20 protein-coding genes are annotated in these 19,559 nt (G+C 73.7%); 8 read left to right on the forward strand and 12 right to left on the reverse strand.

Features of this window, described 5'->3' with window-relative positions; all coding sequences use genetic code 11:
- Nucleotides 1–61: 61 nt before the first annotated feature.
- The 7 genes from ACI79G_RS22135 to ACI79G_RS22165 all read right to left on the reverse strand — a co-directional run bounded on the left by ACI79G_RS22135 (nt 62) and on the right by ACI79G_RS22165 (nt 8,977).
- Nucleotides 62–1,138, reverse strand: coding sequence for a maleylacetate reductase (locus ACI79G_RS22135; protein WP_456883196.1), 1,077 nt, complete (start codon nt 1,136–1,138; stop codon nt 62–64).
- Nucleotides 1,135–2,082, reverse strand: coding sequence for an intradiol ring-cleavage dioxygenase (locus ACI79G_RS22140; protein ID WP_456883197.1), 948 nt, complete (start codon nt 2,080–2,082; stop codon nt 1,135–1,137). Before ACI79G_RS22140 ends, ACI79G_RS22135 begins: the two co-directional genes overlap by 4 nt.
- Complete coding sequence (locus ACI79G_RS22145) at nt 2,079–3,851, reverse strand: FAD-dependent oxidoreductase (protein ID WP_456883198.1); 1,773 nt, start codon at nt 3,849–3,851, stop codon at nt 2,079–2,081. The genes ACI79G_RS22140 and ACI79G_RS22145 overlap by 4 nt, the downstream gene beginning before the upstream one ends.
- 82 nt (nt 3,852–3,933) lie before the next feature.
- Nucleotides 3,934–4,398 carry a nuclear transport factor 2 family protein gene (locus tag ACI79G_RS22150; RefSeq protein ID WP_456883199.1) on the reverse strand — a complete coding sequence of 155 codons (465 nt, stop codon included), beginning with the start codon at nt 4,396–4,398 and terminating at the stop codon, nt 3,934–3,936.
- Between the two features lie 20 nt (nt 4,399–4,418).
- Entirely contained in the window at nt 4,419–6,026 is a 1,608-nt protein-coding gene (locus ACI79G_RS22155) for an FAD-dependent oxidoreductase (protein ID WP_456883200.1), read from the reverse strand.
- A 237-nt stretch (nt 6,027–6,263) separates the two neighbouring features.
- Nucleotides 6,264–8,051, reverse strand: coding sequence for a sigma-54-dependent Fis family transcriptional regulator (locus ACI79G_RS22160; protein ID WP_456883201.1), 1,788 nt, complete (start codon nt 8,049–8,051; stop codon nt 6,264–6,266).
- 80 nt (nt 8,052–8,131) lie between these two features.
- Nucleotides 8,132–8,977 carry a mycofactocin-coupled SDR family oxidoreductase gene (locus ACI79G_RS22165; RefSeq protein WP_456883202.1) on the reverse strand — a complete coding sequence of 282 codons (846 nt, stop codon included), beginning with the start codon at nt 8,975–8,977 and terminating at the stop codon, nt 8,132–8,134.
- A 1,239-nt stretch (nt 8,978–10,216) separates the two neighbouring features.
- On the opposite strand from ACI79G_RS22165, the gene ACI79G_RS22170 reads away from it, so the two are divergent.
- The 4 genes from ACI79G_RS22170 (at nt 10,217) to ACI79G_RS22185 (ending at nt 14,188) form a co-directional block, all read left to right on the forward strand.
- A complete protein-coding gene (locus tag ACI79G_RS22170; protein WP_456883203.1) occupies nt 10,217–10,582 on the forward strand; it encodes a hypothetical protein in 366 nt (121 codons plus the stop codon).
- 433 nt (nt 10,583–11,015) lie between these two features.
- Nucleotides 11,016–12,506 (forward strand): glucose-6-phosphate dehydrogenase, encoded by a 1,491-nt coding sequence (gene zwf / locus ACI79G_RS22175; protein ID WP_456883204.1) that lies wholly within the window; start codon nt 11,016–11,018, stop codon nt 12,504–12,506.
- 168 nt (nt 12,507–12,674) lie between these two features.
- The gene (locus ACI79G_RS22180; protein ID WP_456883205.1) at nt 12,675–13,022 is read left to right on the forward strand and encodes a hypothetical protein; all 348 of its coding nucleotides are present in this window, start codon (nt 12,675–12,677) and stop codon (nt 13,020–13,022) included.
- Between the two features lie 185 nt (nt 13,023–13,207).
- Nucleotides 13,208–14,188 carry an EamA family transporter gene (locus ACI79G_RS22185; protein ID WP_456883206.1) on the forward strand — a complete coding sequence of 327 codons (981 nt, stop codon included), beginning with the start codon at nt 13,208–13,210 and terminating at the stop codon, nt 14,186–14,188.
- A gap of 615 nt (nt 14,189–14,803) precedes the next feature.
- On the opposite strand, the gene ACI79G_RS22190 is transcribed toward ACI79G_RS22185, so the two are convergent.
- From ACI79G_RS22190 to ACI79G_RS22200, 3 genes are all read right to left on the reverse strand, one after another.
- Nucleotides 14,804–15,715 (reverse strand): dioxygenase family protein, encoded by a 912-nt coding sequence (locus tag ACI79G_RS22190; RefSeq protein ID WP_456883207.1) that lies wholly within the window; start codon nt 15,713–15,715, stop codon nt 14,804–14,806.
- Nucleotides 15,712–16,128 (reverse strand): DUF2218 domain-containing protein, encoded by a 417-nt coding sequence (locus ACI79G_RS22195; protein ID WP_456883208.1) that lies wholly within the window; start codon nt 16,126–16,128, stop codon nt 15,712–15,714. Before ACI79G_RS22195 ends, ACI79G_RS22190 begins: the two co-directional genes overlap by 4 nt.
- Before the next feature lie 193 nt (nt 16,129–16,321).
- The gene (locus ACI79G_RS22200) at nt 16,322–16,819 is read right to left on the reverse strand and encodes a hypothetical protein (protein ID WP_456883209.1); all 498 of its coding nucleotides are present in this window, start codon (nt 16,817–16,819) and stop codon (nt 16,322–16,324) included.
- A 118-nt stretch (nt 16,820–16,937) separates the two neighbouring features.
- Between ACI79G_RS22200 and ACI79G_RS22205 the strand changes: the two genes are divergently transcribed.
- Complete coding sequence (locus ACI79G_RS22205) at nt 16,938–17,210, forward strand: YciI family protein (RefSeq protein ID WP_456883210.1); 273 nt, start codon at nt 16,938–16,940, stop codon at nt 17,208–17,210.
- Nucleotides 17,211–17,309: 99 nt separating this feature from the next.
- Nucleotides 17,310–17,705, forward strand: coding sequence for a hypothetical protein (locus ACI79G_RS22210; RefSeq protein WP_456883211.1), 396 nt, complete (start codon nt 17,310–17,312; stop codon nt 17,703–17,705).
- Nucleotides 17,706–17,771: 66 nt separating this feature from the next.
- Here the strand turns inward: ACI79G_RS22210 and ACI79G_RS22215 are convergent, their stop codons facing one another.
- The gene (locus tag ACI79G_RS22215; protein WP_456883212.1) at nt 17,772–18,062 is read right to left on the reverse strand and encodes a hypothetical protein; all 291 of its coding nucleotides are present in this window, start codon (nt 18,060–18,062) and stop codon (nt 17,772–17,774) included.
- Between the two features lie 220 nt (nt 18,063–18,282).
- On the opposite strand from ACI79G_RS22215, the gene ACI79G_RS22220 reads away from it, so the two are divergent.
- The gene (locus ACI79G_RS22220; protein WP_091216949.1) at nt 18,283–18,486 is read left to right on the forward strand and encodes a cold-shock protein; all 204 of its coding nucleotides are present in this window, start codon (nt 18,283–18,285) and stop codon (nt 18,484–18,486) included.
- A gap of 63 nt (nt 18,487–18,549) precedes the next feature.
- Here the strand turns inward: ACI79G_RS22220 and ACI79G_RS22225 are convergent, their stop codons facing one another.
- The gene (locus tag ACI79G_RS22225) at nt 18,550–19,011 is read right to left on the reverse strand and encodes a hypothetical protein (protein ID WP_456883213.1); all 462 of its coding nucleotides are present in this window, start codon (nt 19,009–19,011) and stop codon (nt 18,550–18,552) included.
- Nucleotides 19,012–19,088: 77 nt separating this feature from the next.
- On the opposite strand from ACI79G_RS22225, the gene msrB reads away from it, so the two are divergent.
- Complete coding sequence (gene msrB, locus ACI79G_RS22230; RefSeq protein ID WP_456883214.1) at nt 19,089–19,511, forward strand: peptide-methionine (R)-S-oxide reductase MsrB; 423 nt, start codon at nt 19,089–19,091, stop codon at nt 19,509–19,511.
- The last annotated feature ends 48 nt before the right edge of the window (nt 19,512–19,559 follow it).

Raw genomic sequence — 19,559 nt, forward strand, 5'->3', positions numbered from 1 at the left:
GCCGGGCCGTCAGGCCACCGCACCTCACTGCAGCGAGGCACGTGCGGATCGTCCTTCCTCCCTACTCTCGCAGGGCGGTCGGCGCGTCCCCTGCCCAGGCGGCGCGTAGCAGGACCTCGACGCCCTCGCGCGTGACCGGGCGTGGGTTCGCGTAGGGGTTGGCGACGGCGAGCTCGGCGATCCGCGGGATGTCTGCTTCCACCATGCCGAGCTCGGCCAGGGACCGGGGGGCGCCGAGCCGGCCGGCGAGCTCCCACAGCGCCCGGGCCGGGTCGTCGACCCCGCCGAGCGCCCGGGACAGGGCGGCGACCGCCTCGGGCGCGGCCGGCTGGTTGTAGGCCAGCGCGTGCGGCAGGACGACGGTGTGCGTCTGGGCATGCGGCAGGTCGAGGGTCCCGCCCAACGTGTGGCAGAGCTTGTGGTGCAGCGACATCGTGGTGGCGGCCAGCACCGCGCCGCACAGCCAGGCGCCGTACTGCGCCTCCCCGCGGGCGTCGAGGTCGGCGCCGTCGGCGACCACCGCCGGCAGCGCGGCGGCCAGCGCCCTCGTGCCCTCCTCGGCCATCAGGGAGACGATCGGCGTCGCGTCGGGGGCGTAGAGGCCCTCCACGGCGTGGGCGATGGCGTTCATCCCGCTGGTGGACGACAGCATCGGCGGCAGCGTCACGGTCAGCTCGGCGTCGTAGACGACGCTGCGGGGCAGGACCCGGATGTCGCGGCCGGTGCGCTTGGCCCCGCCCTCGGTCAGTCCCCACACCGGGGTCATCTCCGACCCGGCGTAGGTGGTCGGAACGGCGATCACCGGCAGGTCGTGCTCGAGCGCGATCGCCTTGCCCAGCCCGACCGCCGACCCGCCACCGACGGCCACGCAGCCGTCGGCGCCCAGCTGGCGAGCCTCGTCCCGGGCGCGACGGGCGACCTCGATGGGCACGTGCATCCGCGCCTCGGGCAGCACGCCGGCGACGCGGTCGCCGAGGGCGGCGGCGACCTGCTTGCCGGTGACCTCCTGCTCCGGCGAGCACAGGACCAGCACCCGGGTCAGTCCCAGCGCCTCGACCTCGTCGGGCAAGGAGGCCAGGGAGCCGGCGCCGAACACCACCCGCATGGGCAGCGCCTGGTAGGTGAACGGCCGGATCACGACGCCTCCCCAGGAGCTCCGCGCACCACGGTCGGCTGCGCGTCGGCCGGCTGGGCCGCCGGCGGCGCCTGGTCGGCGCGCAGCAGCGTCAGGTCGAACGTCAACGTCCGGAACGGGTTGGGCAGCCCGACCTCCGCAGCGCGGGCCGGGTCGTCGACCTCGCCCACCTCGCGGATCAGGCTCTCCTTCACCCCGAAGACCGCGTCGGAGTCCAGGTAGGGGGAATTGGCGACGAACACGTGGGTGGTCACCGGCCGGTAGCCCGGTGCGGCGACGATGAAGTGCAGGTGCGCCGGCCGGTTGGGGTGCCGGCCGGTGGCGGCCAGCAGCTGACCGACCGGGCCGTCGTCGGGGATCGGGTAGAAGCGCGGCACCACCGAGCGGAACCAGAACCGGCCCTCGTCATCGGCGGTGAACAGACCCCGCAGGTTGCCGGTCGGCTGGATGCCCGCTTGCTGGACGTCGTAGAAGCCGTCCTCGTTGGCCTGCCACACGTCCACCGACGCCCCGGCCAGCGGCTCGCCGTCCGGACCGGTCACCCGACCCGACACCAGGCACGGGGTGCCCTTGCCGTCTAGTGAGATGTTCTCCCCCAGCTCTCGCGGCGGGGACTCGACCATGTGGAACGGGCCCAGGACCGTCGACTCGGTCGAGGCGCCGCCGGTGCGGTGGTTGATCGTCTCCACCAGCATCGACACACCCAGGACGTCGGAGAGCAGGATGAACTCCTGCCGCACCTCGTTGCTCATGTGCCCGGTGCGGGTCAGGAAGTCGATCGCGAACCCCCACTCCTCCTCGGTCAGCTCCACGTCCTTGACGAACGCGTGCAGGTGGTGCACCAGCGAGGTCATGACCTGCTTGAGTCGCGCGTCCGGGGTGTCCTCGAAGCTGGCGGCCACCACCTCGGCCGACCGTTCCTCGGTGAACAGCTGCCGGTCGCTCATGCCTGGACCTCCTCGGCGCGGTCCAGCACGGTGCGCAGGGCGTTCTCCAGCGCCGCCTCGGCCTCGGCGTCGGACGGGGCGCCGGTTCGGCGGAAGGCGACGTAGTTGTCCGGTCGGACCAGCAGCGCCCCGCCGTCGTCGATGCCGCGCATGCGCGCCCAGTCTCCGTACAGGTCGTCGTACTCCTGGCCGGGGCCGATGACGACGGCGGCGACGTCGATGCCCAGCCGCTCCGCCACGACGGCCGCGGCGCGCACCCAGCTGTCGCCGCCGATGCCGGTGAAGACGGTGAACCGGCCATGCCCGCCGAGGTCGAGGGTGGAGACCTGCCGGCGGTGGTCGGTGGTCAGCCACGCGTGCGGCAGCTTCGCACCGGGTCGCGACGAGGTGTGGGAGTACAGCTCCGGATCCCGGACGGGCTGCTCCGGCGCGGTGCCGTCGGGCACCACCGCGGAGGACTCGTAGCGCTGGTCCATCTCCACGCCGTGGCAGTTGAACTCGTAGTCCTTGAACGCGATCGCCTCACGGAGAGCGGCACGCTGCTTCTCCGCCTCCGGCGTGGCCTGCTTGCGTGCGGCCATGTGCTCGACCATCCGCTCGGGGTCGGTGGTGTCGAGCAGGCCGAGGGCGTCGTAGAGCCGGGCGGTGTCGGCGATGCTCTGGTTGGCCCGGTCGACGATCTGCCTGCCCACCGGTGCGCGCTCGGCCGAGTAGGTCTCCAGCAGCCCCGGCCCGGCCTGGCCCCGGACCACCATCGCCAGCTTCCACGCCAGGTTGTAGGAGTCCTGGATGGAGGTGTTGGAGCCCAGGCCGTTCGACGGCGGGTGCCGGTGGACGGCGTCACCGGCGCAGAACACCCGGCCGGTCGAGTAGCGCTCGGCGGACATGTGGTTGACCGTCCACGCCGAGCTGGACGTGATCGTGACCTTGACCGAGTCGTCGCCCACGAGTTTGCGCACGATCGACAGCGCGTACTCCTCGGTCAGGTCCGGTGCCGGGCCGTTGATGTCGTAGCCCCAGACGATCAGCCACTTGTGCCAGGGCCGGACCATGCGCACCAGGCCGGCGCCGATGCCGCCGACGTCGGCGCCCGGCTGCAGCACCCAGTACAGGACCGACGGGCGGTCGGCGACCAGGTGGGACAGGTCGGCCTCGAAGACGATGTTGATGCTGCCGCCGACGCCCATCTGACCGCGCAAGGGCAGGCCGATGTCGTCGGCGACCTGGCTGCGGCCGCCGTCGGCGCCGAGGACGTACCGGGCCCGGATGTCGTACTCGTCGCCGCGCAGCCGGTCCCGGACGTGCACGGTGACGCCGTCGTCGTCCTGCTGCAGGGAGAGGTACTCGGTGTCGAAGCGGACCTTCGCCCCGCGGCTCTGCGCGTTGTGCAGCAGCACCGGTTCCATCAGGTCCTGCGGCATGTCGCAGATCCGCGACGGGCTGGCCGCGGTGTAGTCGGCCAGCCGGTCCGGCCGGGTGCCCCAGGCGTGCAGCCGACCCAGCTCCTCGCCGGCGATCGAGGTGCAGTAGACGAGGTTGCCCATCAGCTCCTGCGGCACGGCCTCGGCCATCACCTCCTCCTCGACGCCGAGGTCGCGCAGGGCCTCCATCGTGCGCTGGTTGGTGATGTGGGCACGAGGGGTGTCGGCGAGCCGTCCGTACTTGTTGATCACCGTCGTGCGGGCGCCGTAGGTGGCGAGCGCGAGTGCGGCGGACGCGCCGGCCGGGCCGGTCCCGACCACCAGGACGTCGGTCTCGACTTCTGCCATGGGAAGTCCTCTCTCGTGTCGGTCAGGTCGCTACGGTCGGGGAACGGTCAGCCTCACCGGGCGGGTCGCCCTCCCGGCGAGCTCAGGCACGCGTCAGCCACGGGTAGCGCTCGGTGTCCTGGCCGGCGTAGTCCGGGTCCAGGTAGATGAAGCAGCGCTGGATCAGGAAGTCGCGGATCTCGAAGACGTCGCACCAGCGCCCCGCGCCCCAGTCCGGCACGCCGGCCCGCCACGGCCCGTCCTTGTGCTCCCCGTGGCTGGTGCCCTCGACGACCACGAGGTCGGAGCCGGAGAAGACCCAGGTGAACTCCGAGTAGTGGTGCTGGATCGAGACCAGCGTGCTGCCGACGTCGGTGAACAGCCGGCCGATCTGCTCCTTGCCCGTGGCCAGCCCCCACTTGGGGAACATGACCTGGGCGTCGTCGGCGAACAGGTCCAGGATGCTGCCGCCGGTGGACGTCGTCCCGGCGTGGTCGAACGCCTTGAGGTACTCGAGTGCGACCGACTTCCGCTGCTCGTCGGTCATCGTCTGCACGGTGATCGCCATGGGGGCTCCTCGATGTCCGGTCAGGCGGAGGTGAGCTGGGAGGACGGCTCGCGGACGGGTTCCCGGTCAGCGGCCTGGGCGGCGCGGTGGGCGAAGGCGATGATCGGGCCCAGGGTCGCGCCCCCGGCCCAGTAGGCCTGCGCGGACGCCGAGGCGACGCAGTTGCCCACCCCGTAGAGACCGGGAACGGGTGTCCCCGTGTCGTCGAGGACCTGCCCGTCGGGATTGGTCCGCGGCCCGCCCTTCGTGTCGAGCGTCCCGCCGGTGACCAGGGCGGCGTAGTAGGGGCCCTGGCCGCTGATCGGCCACATCGTCGGGTTGGTCCGGCCGGACTCCTCTCTCACGGGACCGTTGAACACGAACTGGATCGGCTTCTCCCCGCGGTGGAAGTCCTCGTCGACACCGCGCTCGGCGAAGCCGTTGAAGCGGTCGATGGTCCGCCGCAGGGTGCCGGCGAAGTCCGGGGCGAGGGTGAGCCCGCCCATCACGCCCTTGTACCGGTCCAGGCGCGCGGCGATCGCCTCGGCGAGCTCGTCGAGGGTCTCGCCGCGGATGACGTGCGAGTCGTCGGTGCCGGGCGGGACGATGAGCCGGCCGTACTCGTCGCTGGCCGAGTGGTCCTGGCTGCGCTGGTCCCAGATCTGGATCAGGACGAGATGGGGGTACTCCCCCTTTTCGCCGTCGTAGGTGAAGAACTTCTGCGCCAGCTCGTTGTACTGCAGCTTCTCGTTGACGACCCGGTGACCGGTCTTGTCCACGAAGATCATCGAGTCACCCGCGACGGAGAACATGCCGATCAGCCCCGGGTCGCGGGCGACCGCTCGCTCCAGCGGGATGGGGCACATCCAGGCGTAGTTCATGTTCCTCAGCTGGGCGCCGACCGGGCCGGCGATCGCGAGGAAGTCCCCCTCGTTGGTGGTGGCGGCGCACCCGCCGTACACCGGGGCGTGCAGGAAGTTCCGCCGCAGGTCGACGTCGTGGGTGAACCCGCCGGTGGCGAAGACCACGGCCTTGCGGGCGGCGATCCGGTGCGTGCGCCCGTCCGCGGTGGTCGCTTCCACGCCGACGACCGCGTCACCGCGGACGACGAGGCGCTGCACCCGGTGTCCGGTGCGGATGTCGATCCCGTCACGCCGAGCGGCGGCACTCATCGACGCCACGCCCACGAGCCCGCCGTCCGACATCGACTCCCGGGCGCCGGCGGGGACCAGGACCCGCCCCGTGGGCGTCTTGTCCTCGGGGATCTCCGACCAGTAGTCGGGGACGTCGGGGCAGTGCCGGTACTCCAGCGCCCCCTTCTCGGCGAGCAGCTCGGCCGCAGGGGAGGCGCTCTCGTAGATGGCCCGGCACATGTCGTACTCCCACTGGGTCAGCCCGAGAGTCGGCGAGTCCGGGTCGTACGCGGTGGGGCGAGCCAGCCTCGCGACGTAGCGCAGGAAGTCGGCCTCGTGGTCGACGATGCCAGCGGCCCGCATCGGCTCGTTGTTCGGCACCCAGTACCAGAAGGCGGCCTTGCGAGCCGTGCCACCGAGCTCGTCGGCCTTCTCGAGGAGCACGACCTCGTTGCCGAGCCAGCGGCTGAACAGAGCTGTGGGCAGTCCTCCGCCCCCACCGCCGACGACGACCACGTCCGCGACCGCGTCCGGTGCACGGTCGTCAGGGGCAGGGGAGGCGGACTCTCGGGCCGGGCTCGACCCGGCGGTCCCGGCCGCAGGTCGCTGCGCCTGCTGAGGGATGGACATGAGCACCTCGCAGTCTCGGGTGTGGTCCGACACGCCGAGCGTGACGCCGGTCACCACGCGACGGTTGTCCCGCTTTGGCACACTGGGGTCGCGCCTGCACGGGGCCCTCCGAGGCGGAGCGGGTCAGGAGCTCTCAAGTCCGTAGTAGCGGAGCTTGCGGTAGAGGGTCGACCGGCCGATGCCCAGTGCCTCCGCGGCCCGTGACCGGTTTCCTCCGTGAGCGCGCAGCGCCGCGCGGATGGCCGTCCGCTCCGTCTGCTCCAGTCCCGTGAAGATCCGGGTGACGCGGCGCATCTCCTCCGGCAGGTCGTCCGACGTGACCGGTCGCCGGCTACCCGGATCCGCGCACAGGCGGGACACCAGCGCACGCAGTTCCGCGACGTTGCCCGGCCAGGACCACCGGCGCAGCGCCTCCTCGGCATCGAGGGCCAGCCGGAGCGTCTCCCCGTCGCGCAACCGCGGTGCGGACAGGACGGCGACCAGCTCCACGACGTCCCCAGGACGGTCGCGGAGGGGCGGCACCTCGACGAGCTCCACCCCACCGGCCGGGACCAGGTCCAGGTGCCAGGGCCGTCCGTCGTCCGTCGTCCCCGTCAGCGCCACCCGACCGTGCAGGGGACGGTGGAGGAGAGCCCGGACGGCGACCGCTGTCCGGGCCGGGAGCGCATCGGCGCCGCGGATGACGACCAGCGCGTCCTCCTGCAACGCCGGAGCGAGGTCGGCGAGCCAGGGGAGACGGGGGTCCGCGACGACGTCTGCGGCGTCGAGCTCGACCACCCGTCGTCCCTGCAGGAGGCCGACGGCGCGCGCGACCGCGCCGCGACCCGTGCCCCATTCGCCGGTGACGACGAGGATCCGGGCATCGCCGACCCGTTCGACCCGTCGGAGGAGCGCCTGCCACGCCGCGGACCGACCGGCCAGGCCAGGGAGCGGGGTCGGGGCGGTGAGGAGCTGCGGCGACGTCAGAGCGGCGTTGCGCGGGCGCAGTCCCTCCGGCGGGTCCAGGGTCACGAGCACACCGGCGACGACACCGCCGTGCAGGACCTCGCGCAGGCGCGCGACCGCGCCGCTCCCGGGCAGGAGGACGACCTCGGAGCCGAGCCGATCAGCCTGTACGGCGGTCGCGGCGACGTCCTCCAGGACATCGAGATCGGGGTCGACGAGCAGCGATCCCGCCGGGTCGCTGACGAGCCGGGTCCGCCCGTCCAGGGCGAGCACGGCAGGCGTGCGGGCCCGTTCCGGGAGGAAGGCGTCGAGCAGCACGCGTTCCCGCGGCTCGGTGTGGTGGAGCAGCTCCCGCTCGATCGCGGCGGCCGCGGTGTCGGCCAGCGTGGAGAGCAGTACCGGCGGGACCTCGAGGCCGCTCACCAGGGAGAGCACCCCGCGCAGCCGGTGGTCGAGGGGGTCGCGGATCGGGGCCCCGGCGCAGGCCGTCTCCTGGTAGAGCCCCAGGACGTGCTGCGGGCCGCGGACGAGAGCCGGCCGACCGGTCTCGACGACGGCGGAGATGCCGTTGAGGCCGGTCGTCGTCTCGGAGAGGTCGGCTCCCGGACCGGTGTCGATGCGCTCGAGGTGTCGGCGCACGTCGTGGCTCTGCGCCTGGACCGCTTCCACCCGGCCGCGGGCGTCGGACAGCACCACCGCCAGGTCAGCCGCCGACAGGCTGTCGACCAGCCGCTCCAGCACCGGGGAAGCTGCGGCGAACAGCGAAGGGTGCCGCGGCCCCGGGATGCGCGGCACCGCGGCGAGGTCCGGCGGCACCCCGTAGAAGAGCGCACGCCGCCAGGCTGTGACGAGCTCGGCCGGCAGGCCCGGCGGCGTGCGGCCGTACAGACCGCCGGCCAGGAACTCGTCACGTGCGCGCCGCAGCTGGTAGAGCCCCTCCGCCGTCAGGGCGTCGAACCCGGTCACAGCACCTCTGCCCTCGTCGTCGAGCGCGTGGCGCTCACCTTGTCACGGGCGTCCGCCAGGGGACAGGGCTCGCGGGTCGGTCAGGCCCCGGAGTACTTCTGGCTCATCCCCAGATCGACGGGGAGGGCCACGCCCGTGACGTAGCGGGACTCGTCGGAGAGGAGGAACAGGACGGCGTTGGCGACGTCCTCCACCTCGACCCACGGCACAGGCCACATGTTGATCTTCGCCAGCGCCGGGATCGCGTCGTCGAACGTCGGGTCGTCCAGGTCGGGCCGGTAGATCCGCGCGCTGGACTCGTTCTCGATCATCGTCGTGCGCACGTTGGTCGGGTGGACCGAGTTGACCCGGATGCGGTGCTCGGCGAGCTCGTTGGCCAGCGTGCGCTGCAGTCCCAGCACACCGTGCTTGGCGGCGTTGTAGTGCGCGATGTTGGGGATGCCCCGCAGTCCGGCGGTCGAGCTGATCAGGACGAGGGAACCGCCCTGCCCCTGCTCGATCAGGTGCGGGATCGCCACCTTGGTGGTGTGCCAGACACCGGAGAGGTTGATGTCGAGCATCGTCTGCCACTCCTCCTCGGCCAGCTCCCAGGACGGCTTGACCGCGTTGAGGATCCCGGCGTTCGCGACGACGCCGTCCAGCCGGCCGAGTTCCCCGATGCCGTCCCGCACCGCGGCGGCGAGGGCGTCGGTGTCACGGACGTCGGCCTGCCGAGCCAGGATCCGCCGATCGAGCGCCTCGACCGCCTTCACCGTCCCAGCGAGGTCGTCGGCGCTGGCGGGCGGGTACGTCACCGTCTCGACGGGCCCGGCCAGGTCCACGGCGATGATGTCGGCGCCCTCGGCGGCCAGCCGCTGTGCGTGCGCCCGCCCCTGTCCCCGGGCAGCCCCGGTGACGAGCACGACCTTGCCCTCCATCCGACCCATGTCACTCCTCCTCAGAAGGCGTCGTCCGACGACCTGTGAAGGACACCACCACCGGGGCTCACCCGGGTGACCCGTTCTGGCACACCTCGCCGTGTCACCCGGAGGGAGGTCCGATCGGCTGGTCGGCCGCGTCGTCGATGCCTCCAGCACCAGCACCGTCCCCGGTGCGGTCTCGAGGCAGTGGGGGCCGTCGTCGCTGCTGTTGCCCGCGCCAGGGCAGGAGCACTGACAGCGCGGGCCGCAGATCCTGTCAGCAGCCCCGAGGCCTGCAGGGGTCGAGACCGGGCCGCAGTGGGGCGGAGGCCGGCGAGCCGTGCCGTCACCCGGCGGTGGGGGCGTGCCTCAGCGGCCAGCAGCCGGCGTCAGCCAGCAGGTGGACCCCGCATGTCGCCGTCGCGGCTGGTGTCCCGGTAGGCGCTGTTCAGGGGACTGTCGGACACGGACAGAAGGGGCTGATGCCGGACGACGGGCCAGGCCTGGAGCAGCCGGGTCGCACCAGGCGGCAACCCGAGCGCCGGCCTCGGCTTCGTCACGGCCGAGCGGCACCGGCACGTCCTGCGCCCGCGGTGGGGCGGCTCGAAGGCGCACCGTCACGGCTCCAGAAGGCCGGGGACACAGCCGACGGTCAGGTGTGTCGGCCAGCGCGAAAGACGGGTCGACCTGCCGTCCAGGACACATCCGGCCGATGAACTGGACCGTGCGGGACCTGGTGAGGCCACGACGTCATCGAGTCGAGGTCGCCGATGGACGTGCCGCCGCCGGTCCGGGGCCGCGGACCGACCCGCCAGCGCCCCGCGAGCTCTTCGTCGATCGCCGCCACGACCACGGTTCCCTGCCGCCGACTGCCGCGCGCCCGGGGATCACGCCGCCGCGGGATCCTCCACGGCTCCGGCCGGGGACCGGGGCGACCAGCGCCGGGGGTCGTGAGCGATGCTCCGCCTGGCCGCACGCCTGCACGGCGCCGCTCCGGCCCGGGGCACGGCGTTCCGCGCCGCAGCCGGCAATGACGTCGCCGTCGACTCCTCGGGCCGGACTTCCGCGACGCGCCGAGGTATCTGTCGCCTCAGCCCGGGACTCTTCCCTCCAGACGCAGGAGGTCGGACGACCGGGGCGGGCTGCGACCGGCTCGGGCTCGGTCGGACCGTCCTGCCCCGTTGATCCAGCCGGCCTGGACGCAGCCCCCCGGAGGTCTCCTCCGAGGCAGCGGACGGGCCGGCCGACATCCGGAGGAGTACGCCGATGCGCCTGCTCGGCCTGTGGGTCTCCCGGTTCCGCCGCACCCTGCGTGCCGCCAGGATCGCGGTCGATCCCGGCGAGGACGACGACCCGGCTGCCGACGACGGGGCCCGGGTGCCGCAGTCCCCGCCCGACCCGGCCGCTCGGGTCGTGCTCGCCCACGACGACCTGCTGTGGTTCAAGACCAGCGAGGACGCCGAGGGGCGGATCACCCTCGGCCTGCTCGCCTGCTCCCCGAACAGCATCGGCGTGCTGGTCGACGACAACGGTGAGTCGCTCGGCCTGCGGCTGTCTCGAGCCGAGGCCCAGGACCTGCACCGGTCGCTGGTCACCTGGCTGGCCCACACCGGCCGGACAGTCACCACCTGAATGACCGCTGCTGCTTCGCCGAGCGTTGCGGGCGGCCGGGCCACGCGACCTCAGCCAGTGCCACGACACTCGCGGACGTCGTGGGTGCCGTCGCGGATGCCGGCGAGGGTCCTCGTCCTGCGCCAGGGAGTCCCGATGGATCGAGCTCCGCACGCCGGGGCGTGCGCTCCAGCCGCCGGCTGACCGACCGCGGCCGGGGACCGGTGCTGGACCGTCTCACCCGGCACGCGGTCGCCGTGTGACTGGCCGAGCCTCCCGAGGTCTCCACCGTCGGCATCGAGACGAGTACGGCGGTCCGCGCTGCAGCCAGGGGCGCGTCGGTCCTGCCATCCTCGTCCCCGAGCGTCCTCCCCGGGCCGCCGGGACGGACGGGCACGGGCCGATCGGCGCGCTCCGAGCGGTATCGGCGAGTCGGCGCGGAGGTGGGGAGCGCATGACGACCTCGGAGGCACGACGGGCACCGGCGTGTGTCCTCGTCATCTTCGGCGCATCGGGTGACCTGACGGCGCGCAAGCTCCTCCCCGCCCTCGAACGGCTGGCGGCCTACGGGGCACTGCCACCGGAGGTCGCCCTGGTCGGGGTGGCACGCACCGTCATGACCGATGAGGAGTTCGGCGCCTACTGCCGCGAGAAGGTCCCCGGGCCCGACAACCCGCGGTGGGCGGACCTGGTCTCCCGTGCGCGATACGTGCACGGTGGGTACGACGACCCGGCCACCTACACCCGCTTGGCCGAGGTGCTGGGTGAGTGCGACCGCACGCACGGGACGGCCGGCAACCGCGTCTACTACCTCGCCACCCCGCCCCGGCTGTTCGGGCCGATCGCGCTGAGCCTCGGCAAGGCCGGGCTGGGCACGCCGGCCGGGGACGCGTTCGTCCGCGCGGTGATCGAGAAGCCGTTCGGGTGGGACGAGGACAGCGCCCGGGAGCTGTACGCGGACCTCACCTCGGCCTTCACCGAGGAGCAGATCTTCCGCATCGACCACTACCTGGCCAAGGAGACCGTGCAGAACCTGCTGGCCCTGCGGTTCGCCAACTCCATCTTCGAGCCGATCTGGAACCGGACCTGGGTCGACAACGTGCAGATCACCGTCGCCGAGACCCTGGGGGTCGGCGACCGCGGCGGGTTCTACGAGACGACGGGCGCGATGCGTGACATCGTCCAGAACCACGTACTGCAGGTGCTCTCCCTCTTCCTCATGGAGCCCCCGACCTCCTTCCACCCCGAGGCGATCCGGGACGAGAAGGTGAAGCTGCTGCGCGCCATCCGCCCCGTCGACGGCGAACGCGACATCGCCACCAACGCCGTGCGCGGCCAGTACACCCGCGGTGGCACCCGCGCGGACCTCATGCCCGGCTACCGGGAGGAACCCGGCGTCGACCCGCTCAGCTCGACCGAGACCTTCGTCGCGATGCGCCTGGACATCGACAACTGGCGGTGGACCGGCGTCCCGGTCTACGTGCGCACGGGCAAACGGCTGCCCGCCCGGGTCACCGAGGTCGCCATGCAGTTCCACCGGCCCCCGCACCTGCCGCTGTTCCCCGGCACCGCGGCCGACCTGGAGCCGGACACGCTCGTCGTCCGGGTCCAACCGGACGAGGGGCTCAGCCTCCGCTTCGGCGCGAAGGTCCCCGGGCACGCCTTCCGGGTGCAGAAGGCGTCGATGGACTTCTCCTACCAGAGCTTCGGGGAGCAGTCCCCGGATGCCTACGAGCGGGTCATCCTCGATGCGCTCGTCGGCGACCCCACCCTGTTCATCCGGGCCGACGAGGTGGGCCGGTCCTGGCACATCGTCGACCCGGTGCTGCGGTACTGGGCTGCCGACCCCCGTCCCATCCCGCTGTACCAGGCGGCCACCTGGGGCCCACCCGAGGCGACCACGCTCATCACCCGCGACGGTCGCAGCTGGCGTCACTCACCCTGACCGCGGGCGTGTCGACGAGCCCGGCCCTGCCAGCACGGCTCGGGCGGACGTCGCCGGCTGTCCTCGGCTACTGACAGCGCCCTGGTGGTCGTAGGTTGGTCGTGTCGTCGCGGGCCGGGGATCCCCGGTCCGCGCGACGCGCTCGACACGAGCTGAGAGGGGATCCGGATGGCGACCGACCGGCCCGACCCAGGCGAGTTCCTCGAGCTGGCGCAGCGGATGCTGCGTGAGCTGTTCGGCGGTCCGCGCAGCGATGACGACCCGTGGGCGGAGGCGACGCGTCGTCCGGGCGAGCGCTCCGAGATCGCCCCGGGCGACCGCGAGCCCAGCGTCGAGCGGCAGCGTGAGAACCTGTCGTTCGCGCTCGCCACGCGCGCCGTCGAGGCGCTCGAGGACCTGGCGCTCAACGTCGCGGCGATCCGTCAGCGCCTGGAGCGCACGGATCCGCAGTCCTCGGGCGCGCGGTCCGAGCGCGAGGAGCGCGGCCCGAGCGGGGCTGACGCCGCCGAGCGGTGACCCCGACCCGCGCCGCGGCGCGGTGGCGGTCGGTTCCTCGGTGGGGTGAGGACGGCCCACGCGGCAGGGCTGGACCCCTGCGCCCCTGACGCACGGATCGGGGGATCGGATTTCCGTCCGCGGCGGGACGGTGCCTAGCGTCGGGGTGCCCACCCACCGCAGCGTCCTCGGGGATCCCATCGGCCATGAGCACCACTCCACGCACCGCCGCCGCCGATGGACGCGCCTTCTCGCTGCGCCGCTGGGCCATGCCCGGGAGGGGCGGGGCGGTCGGCATGGTGCTCGGCGGCATCCTCTCGGTGCAGTTCGGCGGGGCGCTGGCCGCGACGATGTTCGACCGGGCCGGCCCGGCCGGCATGGTGACCCTGCGGCTGTGCGGCGCCGCGCTCGTGCTGCTGCTCCTGGTCCGCCCCCGCTGGTCGGGCCGCTCGCGCACCGACTGGGCGGTGATCGCGGCCTTCGGACTCTCGCTGGCCGCGATGAACGGGCTGTTCTACGAGGCGCTCGCGCGGATGCCGATCGGCGCGGCGGTCACCGTGGAGTTCCTCGGGCCGCTGGGCCTGGCCGCGGTGCTGTCCCGGCGACTGCAGCACCTCGGCTGGGTGGTGATGGCCGCCGCCGGCGTGGTCCTGCTCGGGTACGGCTCGCTGACCGGGCTGGACCCGGCCGGGGTGGCCTTCGCCCTCGGCGCGGGTGCCTGCTGGGCCAGCTACATCGTGCTCTCGGCCGAGACCGGGCGCCGCACCACCGGGCTGGACGGGCTGGCCCTGGCCAGCGGAGCAGCCGCGCTCATGGTGCTGCCGATCGGGCTCACCTCGGCCGGATCGGCGCTGGCCGCGCCCGATGTGCTGCTGGTCGGGCTGATGGTGGCCCTGCTCTCGTCGGTGGTGCCCTACGCCCTCGAGCTGACCGCGCTGCGCGCCCTCGCCAGCCGGGTGTTCGGCGTGCTGATGAGCCTGGAACCGGCCGCGGCGGCCATGGCGGGCCTGGTCGTCCTCGGGCAGGTCCTCACCCCGGTACAGCTGCTCGCGGTCGCGCTGGTCGTCGTCGCGAGCGCCGGGGCCGCCCGCTCCCCCGCCCGGACTCCCCTGCCCACCGGCGCGCCCCGTCGGCCGCGACGCCCTGGACGAGGTCGCGCACCGTCGGACCGGCGAGGCGAGCCGTGACGAGCCCGAGCCGGTCGGCCAGCCCCACGACCACTGCCGGGTCGTCGCGTCCAGCAGCCTGGTGGAGCTGCTCGGGCGGGTCGACGGCGTGCACCGCCCGCGTGCGCACCGGCAGGCCGGGCGGGGACGAGGCGAGCACGATCGGCGCCGCGGACCCGGCACGCGTGCCGCCACCCTCGGCTCGGGGTCGAACACCAGCCGGCGCACCTCGGCGACGTGGCCGGGGGCCATCTGCTCGACCGCGGCCCGACCGGTGAGGGTGAGCCGGGTGAGCTGACCCCGCCGGTCCGTGGCGGCCGGGCAGCGGGTGACCAGCCGCGGTCCTCCAGCGCGGCGACGGCGTGCGAGAGCCGGCTGGGCGAGACGGCGGTGAGTCCGGCCAGCTCGCTCATCCGCAGGTGCTCGTCGCGGGCCTGGGAGAGCATGGCGAGGATCTGGCAGTGGAGGTGGCCGATGCCGGCGTCCTCGCGCAGCTGCCCGTCCAGCCGCTGCGGCAGCAGCGTCACCAGCCGGACCAGCGGCAGCCAGGCAGCCATCTCCGCGTCGTCCAGCCAGCGCGGCTCGCCGTCGCCCGAGGGCACGGCGACGCCGGTGGTGTGGTCGCGCCGGTCGCACTCAGGCGGCCTGGAAGGAGCGCCGGGAGAGACCGACGCCGTACCCGTCGAGGGTGGTGAGCACCGGGGCGGTCGGGTCGGTGGCCGCGCCGAGGGTGACGAACAGGGGCGTGAAGTGCTCCACGGTGGGGTGCGCGTAGGGCATGCCCGGGGCGGCGGTGCGGAAGCGGGCGAGCTCGGCGACGTCGCCGCGGGCCAGCGCGTCGGCGGCCCAGGCGTCGAAGTCCGCCGACCAGCCCGGCACCTCGTTCCCGAGGAACATCTCGCGGGTGAGGAACGGCAGGCCGTGGGTCATGTGCCCCGAGCCGACGACCAGCACGCCCTGCTCGCGCAGCGGCCGCAGCCGCTCGCCGAGGGCCAGCAGCGCGTCGGGGTCCTCGGTGGGCAGGCTCAGCTGCAGCACCGGGACGTCGGCAGCCGGGTACATGATCTTCAGCGGCACCCAGGCGCCGTGGTCGAGGCCGCGGCGGGCGTGCTGGTGCACCTGCTCGGTGTCCGGCATGAGACCGACGACCTGCCGGGCCAGCTCGCCGGCGTCGGGGGTGTCGTAGCGGAACGTGTGGTACAGGGCGTCGAAGCCGCCGAAGTCGTAGACGAGCTCGCTGGGCCGGGCGGCGCTCAGCGACAGCGGGGCGGACTCCCAGTGCGCGGAGACGACCAGGATCGCCTTCGGCTTGGGCAGCGCGCGGGCCCAGTCGTGCAGCGGGTCGAGCCACTCGGGGCTCTGGAAGGGGATCGGCCCGCCGCCGTGGGAGAGGTAGAGGCTCGGCAGCGGCCCGTCCTCCGGCGTCCAGACGCGGTGCGGGGCGGCGGCCTCGAGCGCCGCGGTGCGCCGCAGGTGGGCGGCGAACGGGTGCGTGGCCGGGATGCGGGCGTCGGCGACGGCGGTCGTGGTGGGGGCGGGCGTGGTCATGCGGACTCCTCGGGAGGCGGAGCGGGGATGGGGGTCGGGGAGCTGGCGTCGCGCACCCACTGCACGGTGAGGGCCTCGCGCTGGGCAAACCGCTCCAGGTGGCTGCCGAGCACCTGCTCGACCCGCGCGACGGACTCCTCGTCGTCGCCGGCGGCCTCCAGGGTCAGCACGCCCTCGCCGACGACGATCCCGGCGGTGGCCGCGCCGATCACCGCGGTCGCCGGCGCGGTGATCGCGTCGCCGGTGAAGGGCACCTTGCGGCCCAGGTGCGAGATCAGCTGCTCGGCGTAGCGGGCAGGGGCGCCGGTGGTGACGTCGGCCCGGGAGCCGAACGTCCGGCCCCGCCCGGGGGTGCGGTCCACCGGCGTCTCGTCGGGTGTGGGGTGCGGTGGTGCGGACGGGGTGCCGGTCATCAGCCCTCCATGTACTTGAAGTCTCAAGCAGATGCCACCGTACACACCATCACTTGAAGCTTCAAACACTCGGCTGGAGCGCTTCCCCGAGCGCTGGGTGCAGTCCGGCCGGGTGAGCTCGGAGGCTCCGCCGCGCAGGTCGGGCTGCCGCGCCGGTGGGTGCGCCGCGGCTCCCGCCGACGGCCCCGCGAGCTCAGCTGCCGTAAGCGGCGGGCTCGTCGTTCAGCTCGACGGTCCTCCGCAGGGCGCGACGACGGCGCACGCTCCAGACGCCGGTGACCACCCAGACGGCGACGACGCCCCAGGGGACGTCGACCCCCTCCCCCGAGGCGAGCTGGGCGACGAGCAGACCCAGTGCGGCGGCTCCCCAGACGGCCGCGAGCACGGCCACCACCCCGCGGGTCCGCGGGTCCCGCGGCAGCCGGACCCCCTCCTGCGCCAGGAGCTCCCGGGCCCAGTCGACGGCCGCCCGGCGCAGCCGCGGGTCCGGCAGCCGCAGTCCGCGCGGGACGTCCGCCGCGACCATCGCCGCCTCCCCCGCCGACAGCCCGTGCCGGCGGACCAGGTCCCGCCACGGGTCCGGCTCGGCGCCCGGGCGCAGCCGCGACCAGTACGGCCGGCGGGCGATCCACCACGCGAGCAGGGGCAGGCCCACGGCGATCACCAGGACGGCGATCAGCGGCGTGGTCACCGGGGAACCGTGCCCCGCCGTCCCTGATCCGGCAGCGAGCTGTCACCCGTCCGCGTGACGCCGTCGCCGGTGCGCCGAGCACGCACGGGACGCCCCGGTCGGGCCAGGATGCCCGGCCATGAAGTACGTGATGACCTACCGGGCGGTCGAGGACTTCCTGCCGCTCGCCCAGCACCACTACCCCGCGCACTCGGCGCGGGTCGAGGAGTTCGCCCGGCGCGGGGACCTGCTGATGGTCGGCACCTTCGACGAGCCGATGAACGGCGAGGCCATGGGCGTCTTCACCACCCGCGAGGCCGCCGAGGAGTTCATCGCCGGCGACCCGTTCGTGGTCAACGGCGTGGTCGCCAGCTGGGCGGTGCGCCCGTGGAACGAGGTGCTGCAGCCCTGACCGGTCACCCGGACGGGTGACGGACCGCCGCGCGGACGCCGCCGCCGCCCCCGACCTGCCGTTGAGGACGTGTCCGGTCCACGACGGAGGAGGTGCACGGTGCGGGTGTCGTTCCTGGTCTACGGCGTGCTCTACGTCGTCGTCGAGATCGTCGGCGCCCAGGTCGAGGCGATCGGCTGGCCGCAGCTGACCGCGCTGGACGTCGCCACCGCGGTGGCCAACGCCTGCCTGACCGTGGCCGTCGGCATCGCCGTCCTGGTCGGCGTGGACGTCGGCGGTCGCCGCTGGCACCGCTCGATGCTGGCCTGGCGCGAGGAGCGCGCGCGGCTCGACGCGGAGTCGTGGGACCAGCCCGGGACGATCACCGTGTCCTCCTGGCGACCGGAGCCGCTGGCGCTGCCGGCCGGCCGCTCCTGGGAGCCCGCACCCGGCGGGGACTACGCCGTCCCGTCGCGCGGCCGCCCGTTCCCCGAGGACCCCGGCCGCCTGCTCTGACGGCGGTCCGTGCACCCAGCGCGATCCCACGGGGTGGGACAGCGGGTGCCTGCACACCGCGCGGCCTCAGCCGGCGAGCATCGCGGCCTTCAGGCCCAGCTCGTGGACGGCCGCCGCGGCGGCACCGCTCCGGCGGATCGCGCGGACCAGCAACACGGCGTCCGGCGGAGTCGGCCGCGAGCCCGTGCCGTCGACCAGCCGCCCCACCTCGTCGGCCGGGGCGCCCGCGGCGTCCGGGCGCAGGTACACCCGGCCCTCCAGCTCCAGCCGCTCGGCGAGGTCGGCGTCCAGGTCGGCCTCGGCGAGGTCCTCGACGTCGAGCAGGACGATCGGGTCGGTGGAGGGCGTGGCGGTCATGGCGGGAGTCCGTTCCGTGCGAGGCCGGGTCCGTCCCGGCAGGAACGACGATCCGGCCCGCTCCGCAGCACGCCGACGAGAGAGCCGCACGATTGCCGCAAGACCCGGTGCGGTCGCCCCAGCGCCCCGCGGGGCCCGTTCGACCGCTAGGGTCGTCGCCGTCGGGAAGGCCCTGCGCACTGGCAGGACCCCGATGCACCACCTCAGCTAGGAGCGAGCAATGCCCGAAGGAACTGTCAAGTGGTTCAACGCCGAGAAGGGGTTCGGCTTCGCCACCCCTGACGGTGGCGGACCGGACGTCTTCGTCCACTACTCGGCCATCCAGACCAGCGGGTACCGCTCGCTCGACGAAGGCCAGCGGATCTCGTTCGACATCGAGCAGGGCCAGAAGGGCCCGCAGGCGGCGAACGTCCACCCGCTCTGATCGACCGATCAGCACAGCGCCCCCGTCCGGCTCAGCCGGGCGGGGGCGCCGTCGTTCCCGGGACTAACGGGCCCGGGGCACGTACCCCCCGATGAGGGCCGACATCAGCAGCGCGCCGGCATCCGGCCCCACGGCCGCCGCGGCGTCGGCGAACGCCCGCCACCGGGCCCGCTCCACGTCGGTCGGCGCGTTCTCCGCCCGGGCGCGGAGCTGCTCGAGCAGCCGGTCCCACTCCCCCTGCGGCGTCGGCCAGAGCCCGGTCAGCCGCCGGGCCTCGGCCGAGACCCCGGTGAACCGCACGATCTCGCCGGCGTAGTTCGTCAGCGCCTCGACGTAGCCCGCCGACACCAGCGCCCGGGCCGCCGCCGTCACCTCCGGCTTGGGCAGCCCGCTCGCCGGCACCACCTGACCCAGGTAGGGGTTGCCGCCGTACTCCGGCCCGTCGACGAGCCGGGCGATCGCACGCAGCACCGGCAGGTCGCGGGTGAACCAGACGTCGGGCAGCGGGGTGTCCAGCGAGCTCACCCGTCCAGTCTCCGCCGGGTGCGACGCCGCGCCGTCACCCGGGTCGGCCGGTGGCGGTGGCTCGTACCGTTGAGCGCATGACGACGTCCGCGCAGAACCAGCCGAAGGTCAGCAAGAGCGACGAGGAGTGGCGGGCGCAGCTGTCGCCCGAGGAGTACGCCGTCCTCCGCCAGGCCGGCACCGAGCGGCCGTGGACCGGGGAGTACGTCGACACGAAGACGCAGGGCGTCTACAGCTGCCGCGCCTGCGGGGCCGAGCTGTTCCGGTCGGAGACGAAGTTCGACTCGCACTGCGGCTGGCCGTCGTTCTACGAGCCGTCGTCCGCCGACAACGTGGTGCTCCGCGAGGACCGCAGCCACGGGATGGTGCGCACCGAGGTCCTCTGCGGCACCTGCCACAGCCACCTCGGCCACGTCTTCGACGACGCCCCGCAGACCCCGACGGGCGACCGCTACTGCATCAACAGCGTCTCGATCCGGCTGGAGCCCGCCCAGGGCTGACCCCTGCCGGGATGCGGCTGAGGGCGGTTCCCCCGCGGGGAACCGCCC

Source organism: Geodermatophilus sp. SYSU D00779, assembly GCF_054050595.1.

Bases quoted from the DNA above. Each gene is read 5' to 3' on its own strand.
- ACI79G_RS22140 (WP_456883197.1), bottom strand. From the start codon at position 2,082: ATGAGCGACCGGCAGCTGTTCACCGAGGAACGGTCGGCCGAGGTGGTG.
- ACI79G_RS22145 (WP_456883198.1), bottom strand. From the start codon at position 3,851: ATGGCAGAAGTCGAGACCGACGTCCTGGTGGTCGGGACCGGCCCGGCC.
- ACI79G_RS22150 (WP_456883199.1), bottom strand. From the start codon at position 4,398: ATGGCGATCACCGTGCAGACGATGACCGACGAGCAGCGGAAGTCGGTC.
- ACI79G_RS22165 (WP_456883202.1), bottom strand. From the start codon at position 8,977: ATGGGTCGGATGGAGGGCAAGGTCGTGCTCGTCACCGGGGCTGCCCGG.
- ACI79G_RS22170 (WP_456883203.1), top strand. From the start codon at position 10,217: ATGCGCCTGCTCGGCCTGTGGGTCTCCCGGTTCCGCCGCACCCTGCGT.
- zwf (WP_456883204.1), top strand. From the start codon at position 11,016: ATGACGACCTCGGAGGCACGACGGGCACCGGCGTGTGTCCTCGTCATC.
- ACI79G_RS22180 (WP_456883205.1), top strand. From the start codon at position 12,675: ATGGCGACCGACCGGCCCGACCCAGGCGAGTTCCTCGAGCTGGCGCAG.
- ACI79G_RS22185 (WP_456883206.1), top strand. From the start codon at position 13,208: ATGAGCACCACTCCACGCACCGCCGCCGCCGATGGACGCGCCTTCTCG.
- ACI79G_RS22190 (WP_456883207.1), bottom strand. From the start codon at position 15,715: ATGACCACGCCCGCCCCCACCACGACCGCCGTCGCCGACGCCCGCATC.
- ACI79G_RS22195 (WP_456883208.1), bottom strand. From the start codon at position 16,128: ATGACCGGCACCCCGTCCGCACCACCGCACCCCACACCCGACGAGACG.
- ACI79G_RS22205 (WP_456883210.1), top strand. From the start codon at position 16,938: ATGAAGTACGTGATGACCTACCGGGCGGTCGAGGACTTCCTGCCGCTC.
- ACI79G_RS22215 (WP_456883212.1), bottom strand. From the start codon at position 18,062: ATGACCGCCACGCCCTCCACCGACCCGATCGTCCTGCTCGACGTCGAG.
- ACI79G_RS22220 (WP_091216949.1), top strand. From the start codon at position 18,283: ATGCCCGAAGGAACTGTCAAGTGGTTCAACGCCGAGAAGGGGTTCGGC.
- msrB (WP_456883214.1), top strand. From the start codon at position 19,089: ATGACGACGTCCGCGCAGAACCAGCCGAAGGTCAGCAAGAGCGACGAG.